This is a genomic window from Nocardioides mangrovi, assembly GCF_020073815.1.
Lineage (GTDB): Bacteria > Actinomycetota > Actinomycetes > Propionibacteriales > Nocardioidaceae > Nocardioides > Nocardioides mangrovi.
Window position 1 is genome coordinate 99,192 of sequence record NZ_JAIQZJ010000009.1, and the last position, 16,717, is coordinate 115,908.

Consider the following 16,717-nt stretch of genomic DNA (forward strand, 5'->3'; position numbering starts at 1 on the left):
AGATTGCTCTCGTTTTCCCCGATCCGGTCGCTGACCCTCGCCCTCATCTGTCAGGGTGTCGACAATCGACCTAACTGGGGGGTTTGTCGTGGGGGGCTTGTCCGCGCTGCTGCGCGCCAACACGCTGCGTGTTCCTGTGCTCGTCTCGGTGATCGCCGCCGCCGGCCTCGTGGCCGTCGTGGCGCCGCTCGACGGGCCTGCCGACGCCACGTCGCCGACGTGCTCGTCCGGCACGGCCACGTCCAACGCGTTCGGTCCGGCCACCGGCTGGACCGAGTTCGTGGAGACCGACGGCACCCGGGGCGCGGAGTCCGAGGGCGCCATCGCGTACGGCGGCAACCATGCCGCGAGCGGCTTCCCCGTCGGCACCCGGCTGCCGTCCGGCTTCGCGGCCACCTCGCCCGCGCTGGTGATCGCCGGCACGCACGGCACCTACAACCTCCAGAAGGGCAGTGCCTACGTCACGCCCGCCTCGGGGGTGAACTTCAACGGCGGCAGCGGCACCGGCCACCTGGCGACCATCCCGATCAACTTCACCAGCGCCTTCAGCGACCTGCGGACGCTGTCGACCTCGTGGGGCGCCGCCGCGGCGACCGGCACCGTCACCTCCGGGACCGCGGGCGGCAACGCGGCGCTGGTCTTCACCGGCACCAGCACCAGCCTCAACGTCTTCGCGCCCTCGGTGGCCCAGATGGCGCTCCTCGCCTCGGGCACCCACATCTCGCTCGTCGTGCCCGCCGGCGCGACGACGATCATCAACGTGCCCGGCACGTCGGCCACCTTCGGCGGTCAGATGTGGGTCAACGGCAACCAGGCCAACGACAGCGTGATGGCGTCGTACCCGGGCGTCGTCTGGAACTTCCCCGACGCCACCAGCGTGACCCTCAACTTCGGGTCGGCATGGGGCGGTCACATCCTCGCGCCCAAGGCCGCCGTCACGGTCAACCAGGTCGGCCACACCATCGGCCAGGTCATCGCCAAGAGCTTCACCTCGAACTTCGAGACCCACCAGAACCTCTTCCCGTCCGACGCCTGCGTCCCCGGCACCCCGCCCAGCACGCCGGGCACCTCGGACGTGACCATCACCAAGTCGGCCTCGACCGCGTCGCCCATGGGCGGCTCGACCTTCAGCTACACCCTGACCGCCTCCAACGTCGGCAACGCCGACGCCACCGGCGTCGTCATCCGCGACGCGCTGCCCGCCGGCGTCACCTTCGTCTCCGCCACGTCCCCGTGCACCCAGGCGGCCGGCGTCGTCACCTGCAACGTCGGCACCATCGCCCAGGGCGCCTCGACCTCGGTCACGATCACGGTCACGGCCGACCCGATCGCGGGTGCCGGCCCGGTCGACGACTCGGGCGGCAACCACTGGATGACGCCGTACCACCCCGAGGCGCAGGTCGACCTCGAGGCCGGGCAGCAGCGCAGCGTCACGCTCGGCTGCAATGCCGGTGACATCCTCAGCGACGGCGACTTCCGGGTCGACCACGTCGACCAGGGCACCGGCGCCTTCTCCGACGTGAAGGTCCTCAGCTCGCAGAGCACCGCGGTCGACACCTGGAAGGGCGTGATCCGCAACGACACGACGGGCCGGGTCCAGGCCAAGGCGTTCATCGTCTGCCTGCCGGGCCAGACCGAGGGCGGCGCCGACGGCCACCGCCACAACCTGCTCGCCGACAACGCGCTCGTCACCGGCACGCAGTCGCTGCCGGTCGGGCACACCGAGACGACGCTGACCTGCCGCGCCGGCACCGTGCCGATCGCGCCGGGCTACGACCTGTCCGCGGCGGGTCCGGTCCTCTCCGGCTCCGAGGCCGACTACACCGCCCGGACGTGGACCTTCTCCTTCGACGCCACCGCGCCCGTGACGGTGACCACCAGCGTGCGCTGCCTCTCGACCACGACCAGTGCGGTCGCCGGCCACACGCACCAGCTCCGCTTCACCCACGTGGTCAACCATGTGAGCGTCCCGGGCAGCACCCCGGCCGAGGGCACCGAGTACAAGGTCACCTGCCCCGACGACGCCAAGGGCGTGGTCGGCACCTTCGACCTGCCGCCCACCGTGCGGTCGTGGGGCAACGACCCGCGCCTGAAGGAGCGCGCCTTCCGCCTCTTCAACCAGTCCGGTACGGCGCAGGACGCGACCATCGACCTGCTCTGCCTGAGCGACCGGGTCGGCACCGGCATGGGCACCACGGTGCCCGTGTCGATCGTGAACACCGCGACGGTCACGTCGACCTCGACGGACGCCAACAGCGCGAACAACTCGGCCTCGGCGACCGTCGCCGTCCAGCCCGGCAGCACGACCGCGACGCCCTCGGGCCGGGTCGCGGTCTCCGGGTCGACCGCCGCGATGCGGGTGCTGTCCTCGATGCCGGGCACCGGCACCGTCAGGGTCACCTCGGCCGGCACCGTCCTCGCGAAGGGGACCGTGCGGCTCGCCGCGGGGTCCGCGACCACCGCGAGGGTGAGGCTCACGAAGGCCGGCAAGGCCAGGATCGGCACGCTCTCGACGGTCCGGGTGAAGGTGGACCCGAGCCGCGGCAAGGCGGTCACGCGGACCGTCGCCGTCGGCTGACCGTCGACCGGCCTCAGATCGGCAGGCTGCGGCTGCGCAGCTCGGTGCGCAGCTCGGCCGCACCGGTGAAGAGGATGCCGTCCATCCCGAGCGCGGCCGCGGCGTCGACGTTGAGCTGCTTGTCGTCGACGAAGGCCAGGCGGTCGAACGGTAGGCCGGCCCGATCGGCGGCGATCTCGTAGGCCCGTGGGTCCGGCTTGGCCGCCTTGACCTCGCCCGAGACGACGACGTCGTCGAGCAGCCGGAGCACCTCGAAGTGCGGGGCCGCGTGGGGGTAGTAGAGCTCGTCGGACCAGTTGGTCAGCCCCACCAGCCGGATGCCGGCGCCGTGCAGGTCGCGGACGACCTCGAGCGAGCCCGGCACCTCGCTGAGCGAGGCGGGGAAGTGGTCGAGGTAGGCCCGCGCGTGGGGGAGCCAGTGCGGGTGGCTGCGGCGTACCTCGTCGACGCCGTCGGCCCACGACCGCCCCGAGTCCTGCTCGTGGTTCCAGGCCATGAAGTCGAAGTCGTCGGCCGTGAGGAACTTCTCCGCCTCAACGGAACCGACCCCCGCCGCGATGGCGAGGGCCGGTTGCCAGTCGATGAGGACGTTCCCCAGGTCGAGGACGACGCCCGCAGGGGTCACGCCCAGCGCTGCGCGGCGGGCACGAAGTCCAGCCCGCGGTCGCCGGTGTAGATCTGCTTCGGGCGGGCGATCTTCTGCTCCTTGTCCTGCACCAGCTCGGACCACTGGGCCAGCCAGCCCGGGGTGCGGCCGATGGCGAACAGGACGGTGAACATCTCCGGCGGGAACTGGAAGGCCTCGTAGATCAGGCCGGAGTAGAAGTCCACGTTGGGGTAGAGCTTGCGCTTGACGAAGTACTCGTCCTCGAGCGCGATCTTCTCCAGCTCCTGGGCGATCTCGAGGAGCGGGTTGACCCCGGTGACCTCGAAGACGTCGTCGCAGGCCTTCTTGATGATCTTCGCGCGCGGGTCGTAGTTCTTGTAGACCCGGTGGCCGAAGCCCATGAGGCGCTCGTTGCCGTCCTTCACACCCTGGATGAAGTCGGGGATGTTCTCCTTGCTGCCAATGCGCTTGAGCATCCGCAGCACCGCCTCGTTGGCGCCGCCGTGCAGCGGGCCGTAGAGGGCGCCGACGCCGGCGGCCACGGCCGAGTAGGGGTCGACCTGGCTCGAGCCGACGGAGCGGACCGCGTTGGTCGAGCAGTTCTGCTCGTGGTCGGCGTGCAGGATGAAGAGGACGTCGAGGGCCTTGACGAGGCGCTCGTCGGCCTCGAACTTCGACTCGCTCATCTTGAAGAGCATCGAGAGGAAGTTGGCGGTGTAGCTCAGGTCGTTGTCCGGGTAGACGTACGGCTTGCCCTGCGCGTGGCGGAAGGACCAGGCACCCAGCGTCGGCATCTTCGCGATCATCCGGACGATCTGGATGTGGCGGTTCTCGGCGTCGCTGATGTTGCGCGCGTCGGGGTAGAACGTCGAGAGGGCCCCCACCGACGCCATCAGCATCCCCATCGGGTGCGCGTCGTAGCGGAAGCCCTGCATGAACGACTTGACGTTCTCGTGCACGAACGTGTGGAAGGTGATCTCGTGCACCCACGCCTCGTACTCCGCCTTGGTGGGGAGGGCGCCGTGGATGAGGAGGTAGGCCACCTCGAGGAAGCTCGACTTCTCGGCCAGCTGCTCGATCGGGTAGCCCCGGTACTCGAGGATCCCCTTCTCGCCGTCGATGTAGGTGACGGAGGAGCGGCACGATGCCGTGTTGACGAAGCCCGGGTCGTAGACGGCCAGCCCGGGCTCGTCGTCGGACGACTTGATCTTGCCCAGATCCGCGGCCTTGATGGTGCCGTCGAGGATCGGGACGTCGTACTCCTGCCCGGTACGGTTGTCGCGGACGGTGAGAGATTCAGTCACCCGCCCAACCTACTTGGCACCGGGTGACCGTGCGAACCCGGTGTCCGCGGAACGACGTGTGACAAATCCGGCTCCGCCGATTCGACACCCGCGGAGGCCCCCCGTAGTCTTGTCAGTCGCGCCTCCTTCCGCGCCCTGACCCTGCCACGGGATCGGGACGCAGATCCGGACCTCACCGAGTGAGCAGCCGGGCCGTGTTCGTGAGAAGGCGTGGCACCACCACCCGCGGGGCACAGGGTCCCGCGGGCCCTACGAACGAAGGACATTCCTCCGTGCGCACCTACAGCCCGAAGCCCGGCGACATCACGCGAGAGTGGCTCGTCATCGACGCCACCGACGTGGTCCTCGGCCGGCTCGCCGTCCAGACCGCCAACCTCCTGCGCGGCAAGCACAAGGCGATCTTCGCCCCGCACATGGACACCGGTGACTTCGTCATCATCGTCAACGCGGAGAAGGTCGCCCTCTCCGGCGACAAGAAGACCACCAAGCTGGCCTACCGCCACTCCGGCTACCCGGGCGGTCTCTCCGCCACGCCGATCGGTGAGGTCCTCGAGAAGGACGCCCGCAAGGCCATCGAGAAGGCTGTCTGGGGCATGCTCCCCAAGAACAAGCTCGGCCGTCAGATGCTGAAGAAGCTCAAGGTCTACTCCGGCCCGAACCACCCCCACGCGGCCCAGAAGGCCACGCCGTTCGAGATCAAGCAGATCTCCCAGTAATCGTCTGACCGTCGAGAAAGACTGAGTGAGGAACATCGTGGCTGACACCACCGAGGTCGAGGAGACCTACGAGACCGACGAGCAGGGCATCGCCTACAGCTCGGAGAGCGCCCCGTCCGCGGACGCGCCCGCCCGCCCCGCGACCATCGCCCCCGCCGCGGCCACCGGCCGCCGCAAGGAGGCCGTCGCCCGCGTCCGCATCGTCCCCGGCACCGGCCAGTGGACCATCAACGGCCGCACGCTGGACTCCTACTTCCCGAACAAGCTGCACCAGCAGGTCGCGAACGAGCCGTTCGCCGCGCTGCAGCTCGAGGGTCGTTTCGACGTCATCGCCCGCATCCACGGCGGTGGCATCACCGGTCAGGCCGGCGCCCTGCGCCTCGGCGTGGCCCGCTGCCTGAACGCCATCGACGTCGAGGCCAACCGCCCGTCGCTCAAGAAGGCCGGGCTGCTCACGCGTGACGCCCGCGTCATCGAGCGCAAGAAGGCGGGTCTCAAGAAGGCCCGTAAGGCTCCGCAGTTCAGCAAGCGCTGATCCAGCTGCGCATGCCGCGCATCTTCGGCACGGACGGGGTCCGGGGCCTGGCCAACGGTGATGTCACCGCTGAGCTGGCCCTGGACCTTTCCGTTGCCGCCGCCCGTGTCCTGGCCGACCGGGGCGAGTTCGAGGGCCACCGCCCGCTCGCCGTGGTGGGTCGGGACACGCGCATCTCGGGCCAGTTCCTCGAGCACGCCGTCGTCGCGGGTCTCGCGTCCGCCGGGGTCGACGTGCTCCGCCTCCGGGTGCTGCCGACCCCGGGCGTCGCCCACCTCACCGAGACCCTGGGCGCCGACCTCGGCGTGGTCATCAGTGCCTCGCACAACGCGATGCCGGACAACGGCATCAAGTTCCTGGCCCGCGGCGGGCTGAAGCTCGACGACGCCGTCGAGCGCGAGATCGAGGACCGCCTCGAGCAGCCGTGGGAGCGCCCGACCGGCAGCGCGGTCGGCCGGGTCCGGCCGCACGCCACCCCGGTCGAGGAGTACGTCGAGCACCTCGTCGGCACCCTCGCCCGCCCGCTCGGCGGGCTTCGCGTCGTGCTCGACTGCGCCAACGGCGCGGCGTTCGAGGCCGGCCCGGCCGCGCTGCGCGCCGCCGGCGCCGAGGTCATCGCGATCGGCATCGACCCCGACGGCCTCAACATCAACGACCGCTGCGGCTCCACCCACCTCGCCCCGCTCCAGGCGGCCGTGGTGGCCTACGGCGCCGACGTGGGCTTCGCCCTGGACGGCGACGCCGACCGGTGCCTCGCCGTCGACCACGAGGGCACCGTCGTCGACGGCGACCAGATCCTGGCGATCCTCGCGATCGCGATGGCCGAGGGCGGCCACCTCGCCGAGGACACCGTGGTCGCGACCGTGATGAGCAACCTCGGCTTCGTGCAGGCGATGCGCGCCGCCGGGCTGCGCGTCGTCCAGACCAAGGTCGGCGACCGCTACGTGCTCGAGGAGATGCGCGCCGAGGGCTACACCCTGGGTGGCGAGCAGTCCGGTCACGTGATCATGAGCGAGTACGCCACCACCGGCGACGGCATGCTCACCGCGCTGCACGTCCTCGAGCGGATGGCGGCGACCGGGCGCGGCCTGCAGGAGCTGGCCTCCGTGGTGATCCGGCTGCCTCAGGTGCTGGTCAACGTCCCGGACGTCGACAAGGACCGCGCCGACAGCGACGAGGTGCTGGCCGCGGCCGTGGCCGAGGAGGAGGCCGCGCTGGGCGACACCGGCCGGATCCTGCTGCGGCCCTCCGGCACGGAGCCGCTCGTGCGGGTGATGGTCGAGGCCGCGACCGAGACCGAGGCCCGCTCCGTCGCCGAGCGCCTCGCCGACGTGGTCAAGCGCCAGCTGACCCTCTGAGCCGACCGTGACCCGGGCCCGCACCGCCGTCGTGCTCGCGGTGCTGGCGGTCATCGCGGTCGGGGCGACCGTCGGGGTCGCCGTGGCGACCCGCGAACCCGAGACGGAGACGTCCGGGCACCTCCCGCCGGCTGCGGTGCAGTCCGTGGTGGACGCAGCGTCGGGGGCACGCCTCGACGTCCCCGCGGACGACTGGACGGTCCGTGGCCAGCGGGCCCGGATCTACTACGCCGACGCGCACGGCCGGCCCGCCGTCGTGGTGCGCGGTCCGGCGGTCCTCCGGGCCGGCTACTGCGGCGCGCAGCCGCATGGGTCCTACCGGGCCTTCGCCGGCTTCACCCGGCAGCCGTTCGACGCCTGGGTGACCGCGATCGGGGGACCGGCGGAGCGGTCGACGGACGGCGAGATCCAGCGGGCCACGCTGCAGCCTGACGCGTCCGGGCCGTGTGCCGCGGCCGAGGTGGAGCTCGCGATGCGCAGCACCGGCGGTGTGCACGTCGTCGTGGTCGCCGACGCGGGCGCGCTGGACGACGACGAGGTCGACGCGGTGCTGGCGAGCCTAGAGCTTGCGGAGCCGGACGTAGCGCACTGAGTGGTCCCAGTCCTTGCGGAGCACGAGGGTGGCGCGGGAGCGGGTCGGGAGGACGTTCTCGACGAGGTTGGGACCGTTGATGGTGTCCCAGATCCGCTCGGCCTCGTGGACGGCCTCCTCACGGGTGAGCGCGGCGTACTTGGAGAAGTAGGAGTCGGGGTCGCGGAAGGCCGTCTCGCGCAGGCGCAGGAACCGCTCGACGTACCAGGAGCGGATCTTGTCGCGCCCGGCGTCGACGTAGATGGAGAAGTCGAAGAAGTCGCTCAGCGTCAGGCCGCTGCGGCCGTCGTCGCGGGTGCGGGCCGGCTGGAGGACGTTGAGACCCTCGATGATGACGATGTCGGGGCGCTTGACCACGACCTTCTCGTCGGGCAGCACGTCGTAGCTGAGGTGGGAGTAGACCGGCGCCTCGACCTCGTCCTTGCCGGACTTGATGTCGACGACGAAGCGGAGCAGCGCGCGGCGGTCGTAGGACTCCGGGAAGCCCTTGCGCTGGAGGAGGCCGCGGCGCTGGAGCTCGGCGTTGGGGTAGAGGAAGCCGTCGGTGGTGACCAGCGCGACGTTGGGGTGCTCGGGCCAGTGGGCGAGCATCTGCTGGAGCACGCGGGCGGTGGTCGACTTGCCGACCGCCACCGAGCCCGCGAGGCCGATCACGAACGGCGTGCGCGGCGGGTGGACCTGGTGCAGGAACTCCTCCTGCTGGCGGTAGAGCCGCCCCGCGGACTCGACGTACAGGCTGAGCAGGCGCGAGAGCGGGAGGTAGACCTCCTCGATCTCCTGGAGATCGAGCTGGTCGCCCAGGCCGCGCAACCGGTGGATCTCCTCGGCCGTCAGCGGCGACTCCATCTCGGGCGCGAGGGCCGACCAGGCGGAGCGGTCGAGCTCGAGGTACGGCGACGGCTCGCTGTGCACGCCGGCCGCACCGGGCGCGTGCCCGCCGTGGGAAGACATGGGCGCGATCGTTCCACACGGCCGTCGCAAGTGCTGCCACGGATGGGGCAATGCCTACGGGCCGCCGCCCCGGCACGCACCTGAGCACCTTCTCCTCAGTCGCCGTGCCTCCGGCACGGCTCCCTCGTCGGCGGCACTCATGCACGCACCGGAACGACGCCCCGCGACGGCAGCCCCCATCCGTGGCATCACTACAGTGGAGCCCATGTGCGGGATCGTCGGTTACGTGGGTCACAGGCAGGCCCAGGACGTCGTGATCGAGGGGCTCCGCCGGCTGGAGTACCGCGGCTACGACTCGGCCGGGATCGCCCTGGTCGCCGACGGCGCCCTGGCGACGCAGAAGCGGGCCGGCAAGCTCGCCAACCTCGAGAAGGCGATCGCCGACCACCCGCTCCCGGCCTCCGACATCGGCATCGGCCACACCCGCTGGGCCACCCACGGCGCGCCCAACGACGTCAACGCCCACCCGCACACCGGCGGCTCCCGCCGGGTGGCGCTCGTGCACAACGGGATCATCGAGAACTTCGCCGAGCTGCGCGCCCGGATCGAGGCCGACGACCACGTCATGCTCTCCGAGACCGACACCGAGGTCGCCGCCCAGCTGCTCGAGCTGCAGGTGGAGTCCGGGATCGACCTCGCGACCGCGATGCTGCGCGTCGTCCGCCAGCTGGAGGGCGCGTTCACCCTGGTCGCCGTCGACGCGGACGACCCGACGCGGGTCGTGGCCGCGCGGCGCAACTCGCCGCTCGTCGTCGGGATCGGCGAGGGCGAGAACTTCCTCGGCTCGGACGTCGCGGCCTTCATCGAGCACACCCGCGAGGCGATGGAGCTCGACCAGGACCAGGTCGTCACGATCACCCCGGAGGGGGTGTCGGTCCTCAACTTCGACGGCACGCCCGCGGAGGGTCGGCGCTACCACGTCGACTGGGACCTGTCGGCCGCCGAGAAGGACGGCCACGACTGGTTCATGCGCAAGGAGATCCACGAGCAGCCGCGGGCCGTGGCCGACTCGCTGCTCGGTCGTCGTACGGCGGAGGGCCACCTGCACCTCGACGAGATGCGGCTGTCGGACCAGGAGCTGCGCGACGTCGACAAGATCATCATCATCGCGGCCGGCACGTCGTTCTACGCCGGGATGGTCGCGAAGTACGCCATCGAGCACTGGTGCCGGATCCCGGTCGAGGTCGAGCTGTCCTCGGAGTTCCGCTACCGCGACCCGATCCTCGACTACTCCACGCTCGTCGTCGCGATCTCGCAGTCGGGCGAGACCGCCGACACGCTCCAGGCGATCCGGCACGCGCGGACCCAGCGGTCCAAGGTGCTCGCGATCTGCAACACCAACGGCTCGACGATCCCGCGCGAGTCCGACGCGGTCATCTACACCCACGCCGGCCCGGAGATCGGGGTCGCGTCGACCAAGGGCTTCCTGACCCAGCTGGTCGCCTGCTACCTGCTCGCGCTCTACCTCGCGCAGGTCAAGGGCACGCGCTACGGCGACGAGATCGACCAGGTGATGGCGCAGCTCGAGGAGATGCCGGCGCACATCCAGCGGGTCCTCGACGACGCGCCCGCGATCTACGAGATGGCGCGCGAGCACGTCGACACCCGGTCGGTGCTCTTCCTCGGCCGGCACGCCGGCTACCCGGTCGCGCTCGAGGGGGCGCTCAAGCTCAAGGAGCTCGCCTACATCCACGCCGAGGGCTTCGCGGCCGGCGAGCTCAAGCACGGGCCGATCGCGCTGGTCGAGGCCGGGCTGCCGGTGCTGTGCGTCGTCCCGCCCGCCGGGCGCGACCAGCTGCGCGACAAGATGGTCAGCGGCATCCAGGAGGTCCGGGCCCGCGGGGCGCGCACCATCTGCCTGGTCGAGGACGGCGACGACGCGATCACGCCGTACGCCGACCGCATCGTGCGGCTGCCGCGGGTGCCGGTGCTGCTGCAGCCGCTGGTGGCCGTCGTACCCCTGCAGCTCTTCGCGTGCGAGCTGGCCACGGAGATGGGCCACGACGTCGACCAGCCGCGCAACCTCGCCAAGTCCGTGACCGTCGAATGATCGTGGGCGTGGGGATCGACGTCTGCGACGTCGAGCGCTTCGGGCAGTCGCTGGAGCGCACGCCCGGCCTGCGCGAGCGCCTCTTCACGCCGACCGAGTCCACCCGCCCGCTCGCGTCGCTGGCCGCCCGCTTCGCCGCCAAGGAGGCGCTCGCCAAGGCCCTCGGCGCCCCGTCCGGCATGCACTGGCACGACGCCGAGGTCGTCTCGGAGTCCTCGGGGCGCCCGCTGCTGGAGATGCGCGGCTCCGTCCTCGCCCGCGCCGAGTCGCTCGGCGTGGTGTCCGTCCACGTCTCGCTCTCCCACGACGCCGGCATCGCCTCGGCGGTCGTGGTGCTCGAGGGCTGAGGCCGGGGTCGTGCTGCCGAGGGGGCGCTATGGCTCCCGCTAGGCAGCACGACCCGGCACGCCAAGGCGTCGGAGGTCGGCGCCGAGGCGATCGGGCTCGTCGCGCACCTCGCGCGCCGTGCACCTGACGACGATGCGCCGGGGGTCGGTGAGGCTCCGCTGACGGGCGAGGTCGTCCTCCCACCGGTCGACGTCCATGTGGAAGGCGCCGTCGATCTCGAGCACCAGCACGCGACCGTCGCCGAGGTCCCATTCACAGTCGGTGTATCGGATGCGCCCTGAGGCGTCGCGCCGTTGGACCTGACGGGAAGGCGGACGGAGGCGCTGCGAGCGACAGAGGCGCAGGACGTCGAGCTCGGCCACGGACTCGGAGCCGCCGGCGATCTCGCCGATGACCTGCTTGAACATGCGAGCCCACCGAAGTGGCCGCATCTGCTCGACGGCCAGGAGCAGTCGCTCCGGCGTGGTGAGTCGCTGCTGCACGGCCGCGGCGACGACACCCTGCGCCGTACGCCGACTGCGCTGGTAGGCGCCGAAGTGGAGGACGGCCGGCTCGATCCGCCAGCGGGGGAGCGGGCTGGTGCGATCCCGGAACATCTCGATCGGACGTCGCGTTCGAGCGATCCGGATGCCGAACGGCGGATCGTCCAGGTCCAGGTTGTGCGGGACGAGGACGCAGATCTCGTCGCGATGCCAGTTGCGCAGGCCGATCGTCTCCGCCGCGCTCAGATCGCCGAGGACACCAGCCGGGCCGGCGTGCAGGACGGCGAGCCACCGCATCTGCTCGCGCGACAGCGGCCCAGTCGTGGTGCCGATGACCGTTGGCGACAGCGCCACCCAACGGCCGGCCGCGATCTGGTCGCGGACCCGGCAGTGGTCCACGCCGTGAGCGTTGAGCTGGCGCCGACTCACCAGCCCGGCCTGGGCGTTCGCGAGGACGATCCACGGCGGTGGCTGCATGCGAGGACCATCCCTGCTGGCAGCAGTCCGTGCGACTCCTCCTCCACAGCAGCAGGGTCGTGCTGCCCACGGGGCGCTATGGCGCCTCCTCAGCAGCACGACCCCTGTGTCGCTAGCGTGAGGAGCATGAGGCGGGCGCACACGGTCGAGCAGGTGCGGGCGGCGGAGGCCGACCTGATGGCGCGGCTGCCCGAGGGGGCGCTGATGCAGCGCGCCGCGGCCGGGCTGGCGTACGCCGTGGTCGACCTGCTCGGGTCGGCGTACGGGCGCCGGGTGCTGCTGCTGGTCGGGTCGGGTGACAACGGCGGGGATGCGCTCTACGCCGGGGCGCTGCTCGCCCGACGCGGGGTCCAGGTGGAGGCGTGGCTGCTGTCCGAGCACGCGCACCCGGGCGGGCTCGCGACGCTGAAGCAGGCGGGCGGACGGGTCACCGGCCGGCCGGGCAGGCCGGACCTCGTCGTCGACGGGATCGTCGGGATCGGCGGCCGGCCGGGGCTGCGCCCCGAGGCGGTCGCGGCCCTGCGGTCGCTGGACGGCGTGCCCGTCGTCGCGGTCGACACCCCGAGCGGTGTCGGCGTCGACACCGGCGAGCTCGACGGCCCGCACGTCACGGCGGCGGTGACGGTCACCTTCGGCACCCACAAGATCGCCCACCTCGTCGACCCCGCGGCCCGGGCGAGCGGCGCGGTGCACCTGGTCGACATCGGCCTGGACCTGCCCGAGGCACCGGTCGAGGCGCTCCAGCCCGACGACGTCGCGGCGCTGCTGCCCCGGCCCCGGCCGGACGCGCAGAAGTACACCCGCGGGGTCGTCGGGGTCCGCGCCGGGAGCGCGGAGTACCCCGGCGCCGGGCTGCTCAGCGTGGCCGGCGCGGCCAGCGGGCTGTGCGGCATGGTCCGGTACGTCGGGGACGACGCCGTGGCCGACCGGGTCCGTGAGGCGCACCCCGAGGTGGTCGGTGCGGGCCGGGTCCAGGCGTGGGTCGTCGGCTCCGGAGGGGGTAAGCACGCGGGCGACGAGCTGGCCGCGGCGCTCGCCGACGGGGTGCCGACCGTCGTCGACGCCGACGCGCTCCGCCACGTCCGGGTGCCGATCGCCGTCCCGGCCGTCCTCACCCCGCACGCCGGCGAGCTGGCCGCGATGACCGGCGCCGACCGCGGCGACATCGAGGCCCGCCCGCTCCACCACGCTCGCTCCGCGGCCGCGGCGTACGGCGCGGTGGTGCTGCTCAAGGGCCGTCACACGCTGATCGCCGCCCCCGACGGCCGGGTCCGCGTGACGACGACCGGCACCCCGTGGCTGGCCACCGCCGGCGCCGGCGACGTCCTCGGCGGGCTGATCGGCTCGCTGCTGGCCGCCGGCCTCACGCCGTACGACGCCGCCTCGGTCGGCTCGTGGCTGCACGGGGCCGCCGCGACGCTCGCGAGCGGGGGCGGTCCGGTCACCGCCGGCGCGGTCGCGGCGTCCATCCCGGCGGCCGTCCGGGGCCTCGCGGACGGGTGACCCGACGGGTGATGGGACAATCGGGGTCATGACCCCGGCCGTGCGCGCAGAGATCGTCGTCGATCTCGACGCGATCCGGCACAACGTCCGCGCGCTCCGCGAGCTGACCGGGGTGCCGTCGATGACGGTCGTCAAGGCCGACGGCTACGGCCACGGCATGGTCGAGGTCGCCCGCGCCGCCCGCGAGGCCGGGTCGGAGTGGATCGGCGTCGCGACCATCGACGAGGCGCTCGCGCTCCGCGCGGCCGGCGACACCGGTCCGCTGCTCTGCTGGCTCACCGTGCCCGGCGACGACTGGGCCGCGGCGATCGACGCGGGCGTCGACGTGACCGCCTACTCCGTCGCCGAGCTCGGCGCGATCGCCGCGACCGGCCGCCGCGCACGCGTGCAGCTCAAGGTCGACACCGGGCTCTCCCGCGGCGGCGCCACCGCCCAGGAGTGGCCCGACGTCGTCGCCCGCGCAGTCCAGGGGGAGCGCGACGGCAGCTGGACGATCACCGGCATCTGGTCCCACCTCGCCGCCAGCGACGAGCCGGCGCACCCCGCCAACGACGCCCAGCAGGAGGCCTTCGAGCGCGCCCTCGAGCAGGCCGCCGACCTCAGCCCCGAGGTGCGCCACCTCGCCAACTCGGCGGCCGGCATCCTGCGCCCGAGCAGCCGCTACGACCTGGTCCGATTCGGGCTCGCGTCGTACGGCCTCGACCCGGCGCCCGGCGAGACTCCCGACCTCGGGCTGGTGCCGGCCATGACCGCGCACGCCTCGCTCGCGCTCACCAAGCCGATCCACGCCGGCGACGGCGTCTCCTACGGCCACACCTGGGTCGCCGACACCGACACCACCGTCGGGCTCGTGCCGCTCGGGTACGGCGACGGCGTCCCGCGCCACGCCAGCAACGCCGCCCACGTGCTCGTCGACGGCAAGCAGCGCGCGATGCGCGGCCGGGTGTGCATGGACCAGTTCGTCGTCGACCTCGGCGGCGACCGGCCCGAGCCGGGCAGTGACGTCGTGCTGTTCGGGCCCGGCGACCACGGTGAGCCGACCGCCCAGGACTGGGCCGAGGCCGCCGGCACCATCTCCTACGAGATCGTCACCCGCATCGGAGGACGGATGACCCGCAGGTACGTCGGGACGAGCGCGCGATGAGCATGCGCAGACGGGTGATCGGCGCGACGGTCACCGCGGCCGCGGTCGGCCTCGCCACCACCGGCGCAGCCGTGGGCGTGGCCCGTCGGCGCCGCCAGATCGTGGGTCGACGCGACGACGAGCACCCCGGCTTCGGGTCGCTCCGGTCCGCGCCGGTCACGGTCGTCGCCGACGACGGCACGCCCCTGCACGTCGAGGTCGACGAGGTCCCGGCGCCGACCACGCGCAAGGGCCGCCGTACGCCGCCCCTGACGGTGGTCTTCGTGCACGGCTACGCCCTCGAGCTCGACTGCTGGCACTTCCAGCGCGAGCACTTCAGGGGCGAGCACAGCCGAGGACACGTGCGCACGGTCTTCTACGACCAGCGCTCGCACGGCCGTTCGGGCCGCTCGCCGCTCGGCAACGCGACCATCGACCAGCTCGGCCACGACCTGCTGTCGGTGCTGGACGCCGTCGCACCCGAGGGCCCCGTGGTCCTGGTCGGCCACTCGATGGGCGGCATGACGATCGTGGCGCTCGCCGAGCAGCATCCCGAGCTCTTCGGCGACCGCGTCGTCGGCGCCGCGCTGATCTCCACGACCGCCGGCGGCCTGGAGCCGAGCCGGATCCTCTTCCCGATGGTGCCGGCCTGGGGGAGCGCGGGCGCGGTGGGCCGCACCATCTCGGCGCTCGCCCGCACCCACAAGATCGTCGACGGCTTCCGTCGCGCCGGCAAGGACGTCGCGCTGGTCGCGACCGAGCGGCTCGCGTTCGGCGACGACGTGCCGGGCAGCTACGTCGAGTTCGTCGACCGGATGCTGTCGGCGACGCCCTTCGAGGTGGTCGCGGAGTTCTTCCCGGGCTTTGCCGAGCTGGACAAGTTCGACGCGGTCGGGGTCCTCGCGAAGGTGCCGACGACGGTCGTCTGCGGCACCGACGACAAGCTCACCAGCATCGGCCACAGCCGCAAGCTGCAGTCGCTGATCGGCGGCTCGACGCTGCTGGAGTGCCACGGCGCCGGCCACATGGTGATCCTCGAGCGGTACGACGAGGTCAACGGTGAGCTCGACCGGCTGATCGGGCTGACCGGAGCAGAGGCGGGCCGGTGAGCGTCGAGATCCTGCCCATCGGTCCCGAGTCGGCGGCGGCGGTGCTGGCCGTGGTGCGTGCGGCGTTCGAGGCACGCCCACCCCTCGACCCGCCGGCCGCGGCGCTGTCCGAGACCGAGGAGACGATCGCCGAGAAGCTCTCCGCCCACGGCGGCCTGCTGGCCTGCCTCGACGGGGAGCCCGTCGGCGCGCTGATCCTCGATCCGATCGGCAGCACGACGTACCTCCGCCGCTTCGGCGTCCACCCCTCCGCGCAGGGCCACGGCGTCGCGGCGGCGCTCATCGACGCCGCCGTCGAGGCGGCCGACGGCATCGGCTCGGAGGACCTGACGGTCGTCGCCCGCGAGGAGCTGCCGCAGACGGTGCGCTTCTGGGACCGGCAGGGCTTTCGCGAGATCCGGCGCGAGTCGCCCAACGTCGAGCTGCGCCGGCCGCTGCGCACCCACGTCTTCCAGGCGCCCGACGCCGACGCGATGCGGGGCCTCGGCCGGTCGCTGGCCGGCCAGCTGACCGCCGGCGACCTGGTCGTCCTGTCGGGCGAGCTCGGCGCCGGCAAGACCACCTTCACCCAGGGACTTGGCGCCGGGCTCGGCGTCCGCGGCGACGTCACGTCACCGACGTTCGTGATCGCCCGGGTGCACCCCTCGCTGGTCGGTGGGCCCGACCTCGTCCACGTCGACGCCTACCGCCTGGGCGGCCTGGACGAGCTCGACGACCTCGACCTCGACGCGTCGCTCGACGACGCGGTCACCGTGGTCGAGTGGGGTGAGGGCCTCGCCGAGGGGCTCTCGGAGTCGCGGCTCGAGGTCGTGATCGTGCGCGGCGACGCGCCCCACGACGGGCTCGACCCGCGCCGGGTCGAGCTCACGCCGGTCGGACCGCGCTGGCACGCGCTGTCCTTCAAGGCGTTGGGTTGATTCGTAGGTTCGGGACGCTTCATTCGGATGTTCCGGACACGACCGTCGTCCGGAACCTCCGACTCGA

The 16,717-nt window shown here is 72.3% G+C and carries 15 protein-coding genes; 11 read left to right on the forward strand and 4 right to left on the reverse strand.

Annotated elements, in window-relative coordinates; translation table 11 throughout:
* Nucleotides 1-88 precede the first annotated feature (88 nt).
* Nucleotides 89-2,578: a choice-of-anchor A family protein gene (locus tag K8U61_RS16055; protein ID WP_224124049.1), complete on the forward strand. Its 2,490-nt coding sequence runs from the start codon at nt 89-91 to the stop codon at nt 2,576-2,578.
* Between the two features lie 13 nt (nt 2,579-2,591).
* On the opposite strand, the gene K8U61_RS16060 is transcribed toward K8U61_RS16055, so the two are convergent.
* Nucleotides 2,592-3,203: an HAD family hydrolase gene (locus K8U61_RS16060; RefSeq protein WP_224124050.1), complete on the reverse strand. Its 612-nt coding sequence runs from the start codon at nt 3,201-3,203 to the stop codon at nt 2,592-2,594.
* The gene (locus K8U61_RS16065) at nt 3,200-4,489 is read right to left on the reverse strand and encodes a citrate synthase (RefSeq protein ID WP_224124051.1); all 1,290 of its coding nucleotides are present in this window, start codon (nt 4,487-4,489) and stop codon (nt 3,200-3,202) included. The genes K8U61_RS16060 and K8U61_RS16065 overlap by 4 nt, the downstream gene beginning before the upstream one ends.
* Nucleotides 4,490-4,761: 272 nt before the next feature.
* Between K8U61_RS16065 and rplM the strand changes: the two genes are divergently transcribed.
* The 4 genes from rplM to K8U61_RS16085 are packed head-to-tail and all read left to right on the forward strand — an operon-like array spanning nt 4,762 to nt 7,690.
* Nucleotides 4,762-5,205 carry a 50S ribosomal protein L13 gene (gene rplM / locus K8U61_RS16070; protein ID WP_224124052.1) on the forward strand — a complete coding sequence of 148 codons (444 nt, stop codon included), beginning with the start codon at nt 4,762-4,764 and terminating at the stop codon, nt 5,203-5,205.
* Nucleotides 5,206-5,242: 37 nt separating this feature from the next.
* A complete protein-coding gene (gene rpsI, locus K8U61_RS16075; RefSeq protein ID WP_224124053.1) occupies nt 5,243-5,740 on the forward strand; it encodes a 30S ribosomal protein S9 in 498 nt (165 codons plus the stop codon).
* A gap of 11 nt (nt 5,741-5,751) precedes the next feature.
* Entirely contained in the window at nt 5,752-7,098 is a 1,347-nt protein-coding gene (gene glmM / locus K8U61_RS16080) for a phosphoglucosamine mutase (RefSeq protein ID WP_224124054.1), read from the forward strand.
* A 7-nt stretch (nt 7,099-7,105) separates the two neighbouring features.
* On the forward strand, nt 7,106-7,690 hold the full coding sequence (locus K8U61_RS16085) for a DUF8017 domain-containing protein (protein ID WP_224124055.1): 585 nt from the start codon (nt 7,106-7,108) through the stop codon (nt 7,688-7,690).
* Here the strand turns inward: K8U61_RS16085 and coaA are convergent.
* Nucleotides 7,658-8,641, reverse strand: coding sequence for a type I pantothenate kinase (coaA, locus tag K8U61_RS16090; RefSeq protein ID WP_224124056.1), 984 nt, complete (start codon nt 8,639-8,641; stop codon nt 7,658-7,660). The genes K8U61_RS16085 and coaA overlap by 33 nt on opposite strands.
* A gap of 205 nt (nt 8,642-8,846) precedes the next feature.
* Here coaA and glmS point away from each other — a divergent pair, with 205 nt between their 5' ends.
* Nucleotides 8,847-10,691, forward strand: a complete 1,845-nt coding sequence (glmS, locus tag K8U61_RS16095; protein WP_224124057.1) for a glutamine--fructose-6-phosphate transaminase (isomerizing) — start codon at nt 8,847-8,849, stop codon at nt 10,689-10,691.
* The gene (locus tag K8U61_RS16100) at nt 10,688-11,038 is read left to right on the forward strand and encodes a holo-ACP synthase (protein ID WP_224124058.1); all 351 of its coding nucleotides are present in this window, start codon (nt 10,688-10,690) and stop codon (nt 11,036-11,038) included. The genes glmS and K8U61_RS16100 overlap by 4 nt, the downstream gene beginning before the upstream one ends.
* A 39-nt stretch (nt 11,039-11,077) precedes the next feature.
* Here the strand turns inward: K8U61_RS16100 and K8U61_RS16105 are convergent, their stop codons facing one another.
* Nucleotides 11,078-11,998: a putative endonuclease domain-containing protein gene (locus tag K8U61_RS16105; protein WP_224124059.1), complete on the reverse strand. Its 921-nt coding sequence runs from the start codon at nt 11,996-11,998 to the stop codon at nt 11,078-11,080.
* 126 nt (nt 11,999-12,124) lie between these two features.
* Between K8U61_RS16105 and K8U61_RS16110 the strand changes: the two genes are divergently transcribed.
* From K8U61_RS16110 to tsaE, 4 genes are read left to right on the forward strand one after another with little or no spacing between them, the layout of a single operon-like run.
* Nucleotides 12,125-13,501, forward strand: coding sequence for an NAD(P)H-hydrate dehydratase (locus K8U61_RS16110; RefSeq protein WP_224124060.1), 1,377 nt, complete (start codon nt 12,125-12,127; stop codon nt 13,499-13,501).
* Between the two features lie 28 nt (nt 13,502-13,529).
* Nucleotides 13,530-14,645: an alanine racemase gene (alr, locus tag K8U61_RS16115; protein ID WP_224124061.1), complete on the forward strand. Its 1,116-nt coding sequence runs from the start codon at nt 13,530-13,532 to the stop codon at nt 14,643-14,645.
* Nucleotides 14,642-15,733: an alpha/beta fold hydrolase gene (locus K8U61_RS16120; RefSeq protein WP_224124062.1), complete on the forward strand. Its 1,092-nt coding sequence runs from the start codon at nt 14,642-14,644 to the stop codon at nt 15,731-15,733. Before alr ends, K8U61_RS16120 begins: the two co-directional genes overlap by 4 nt.
* The gene (tsaE, locus tag K8U61_RS16125; RefSeq protein ID WP_224124063.1) at nt 15,730-16,650 is read left to right on the forward strand and encodes a tRNA (adenosine(37)-N6)-threonylcarbamoyltransferase complex ATPase subunit type 1 TsaE; all 921 of its coding nucleotides are present in this window, start codon (nt 15,730-15,732) and stop codon (nt 16,648-16,650) included. The genes K8U61_RS16120 and tsaE overlap by 4 nt, the downstream gene beginning before the upstream one ends.
* Nucleotides 16,651-16,717 lie beyond the last annotated feature (67 nt).

What these genes read in the sequence shown, in the direction of transcription:
- K8U61_RS16110 (WP_224124060.1), top strand. Translation starts at nt 12,125, where the DNA reads ATGAGGCGGGCGCACACGGTCGAGCAGGTGCGGGCGGCGGAGGCCGAC.
- glmM (WP_224124054.1), top strand. Translation starts at nt 5,752, where the DNA reads ATGCCGCGCATCTTCGGCACGGACGGGGTCCGGGGCCTGGCCAACGGT.
- coaA (WP_224124056.1), bottom strand. Translation starts at nt 8,641, where the DNA reads ATGTCTTCCCACGGCGGGCACGCGCCCGGTGCGGCCGGCGTGCACAGC.
- glmS (WP_224124057.1), top strand. Translation starts at nt 8,847, where the DNA reads ATGTGCGGGATCGTCGGTTACGTGGGTCACAGGCAGGCCCAGGACGTC.
- K8U61_RS16105 (WP_224124059.1), bottom strand. Translation starts at nt 11,998, where the DNA reads ATGCAGCCACCGCCGTGGATCGTCCTCGCGAACGCCCAGGCCGGGCTG.
- K8U61_RS16100 (WP_224124058.1), top strand. Translation starts at nt 10,688, where the DNA reads ATGATCGTGGGCGTGGGGATCGACGTCTGCGACGTCGAGCGCTTCGGG.
- alr (WP_224124061.1), top strand. Translation starts at nt 13,530, where the DNA reads ATGACCCCGGCCGTGCGCGCAGAGATCGTCGTCGATCTCGACGCGATC.
- K8U61_RS16120 (WP_224124062.1), top strand. Translation starts at nt 14,642, where the DNA reads ATGAGCATGCGCAGACGGGTGATCGGCGCGACGGTCACCGCGGCCGCG.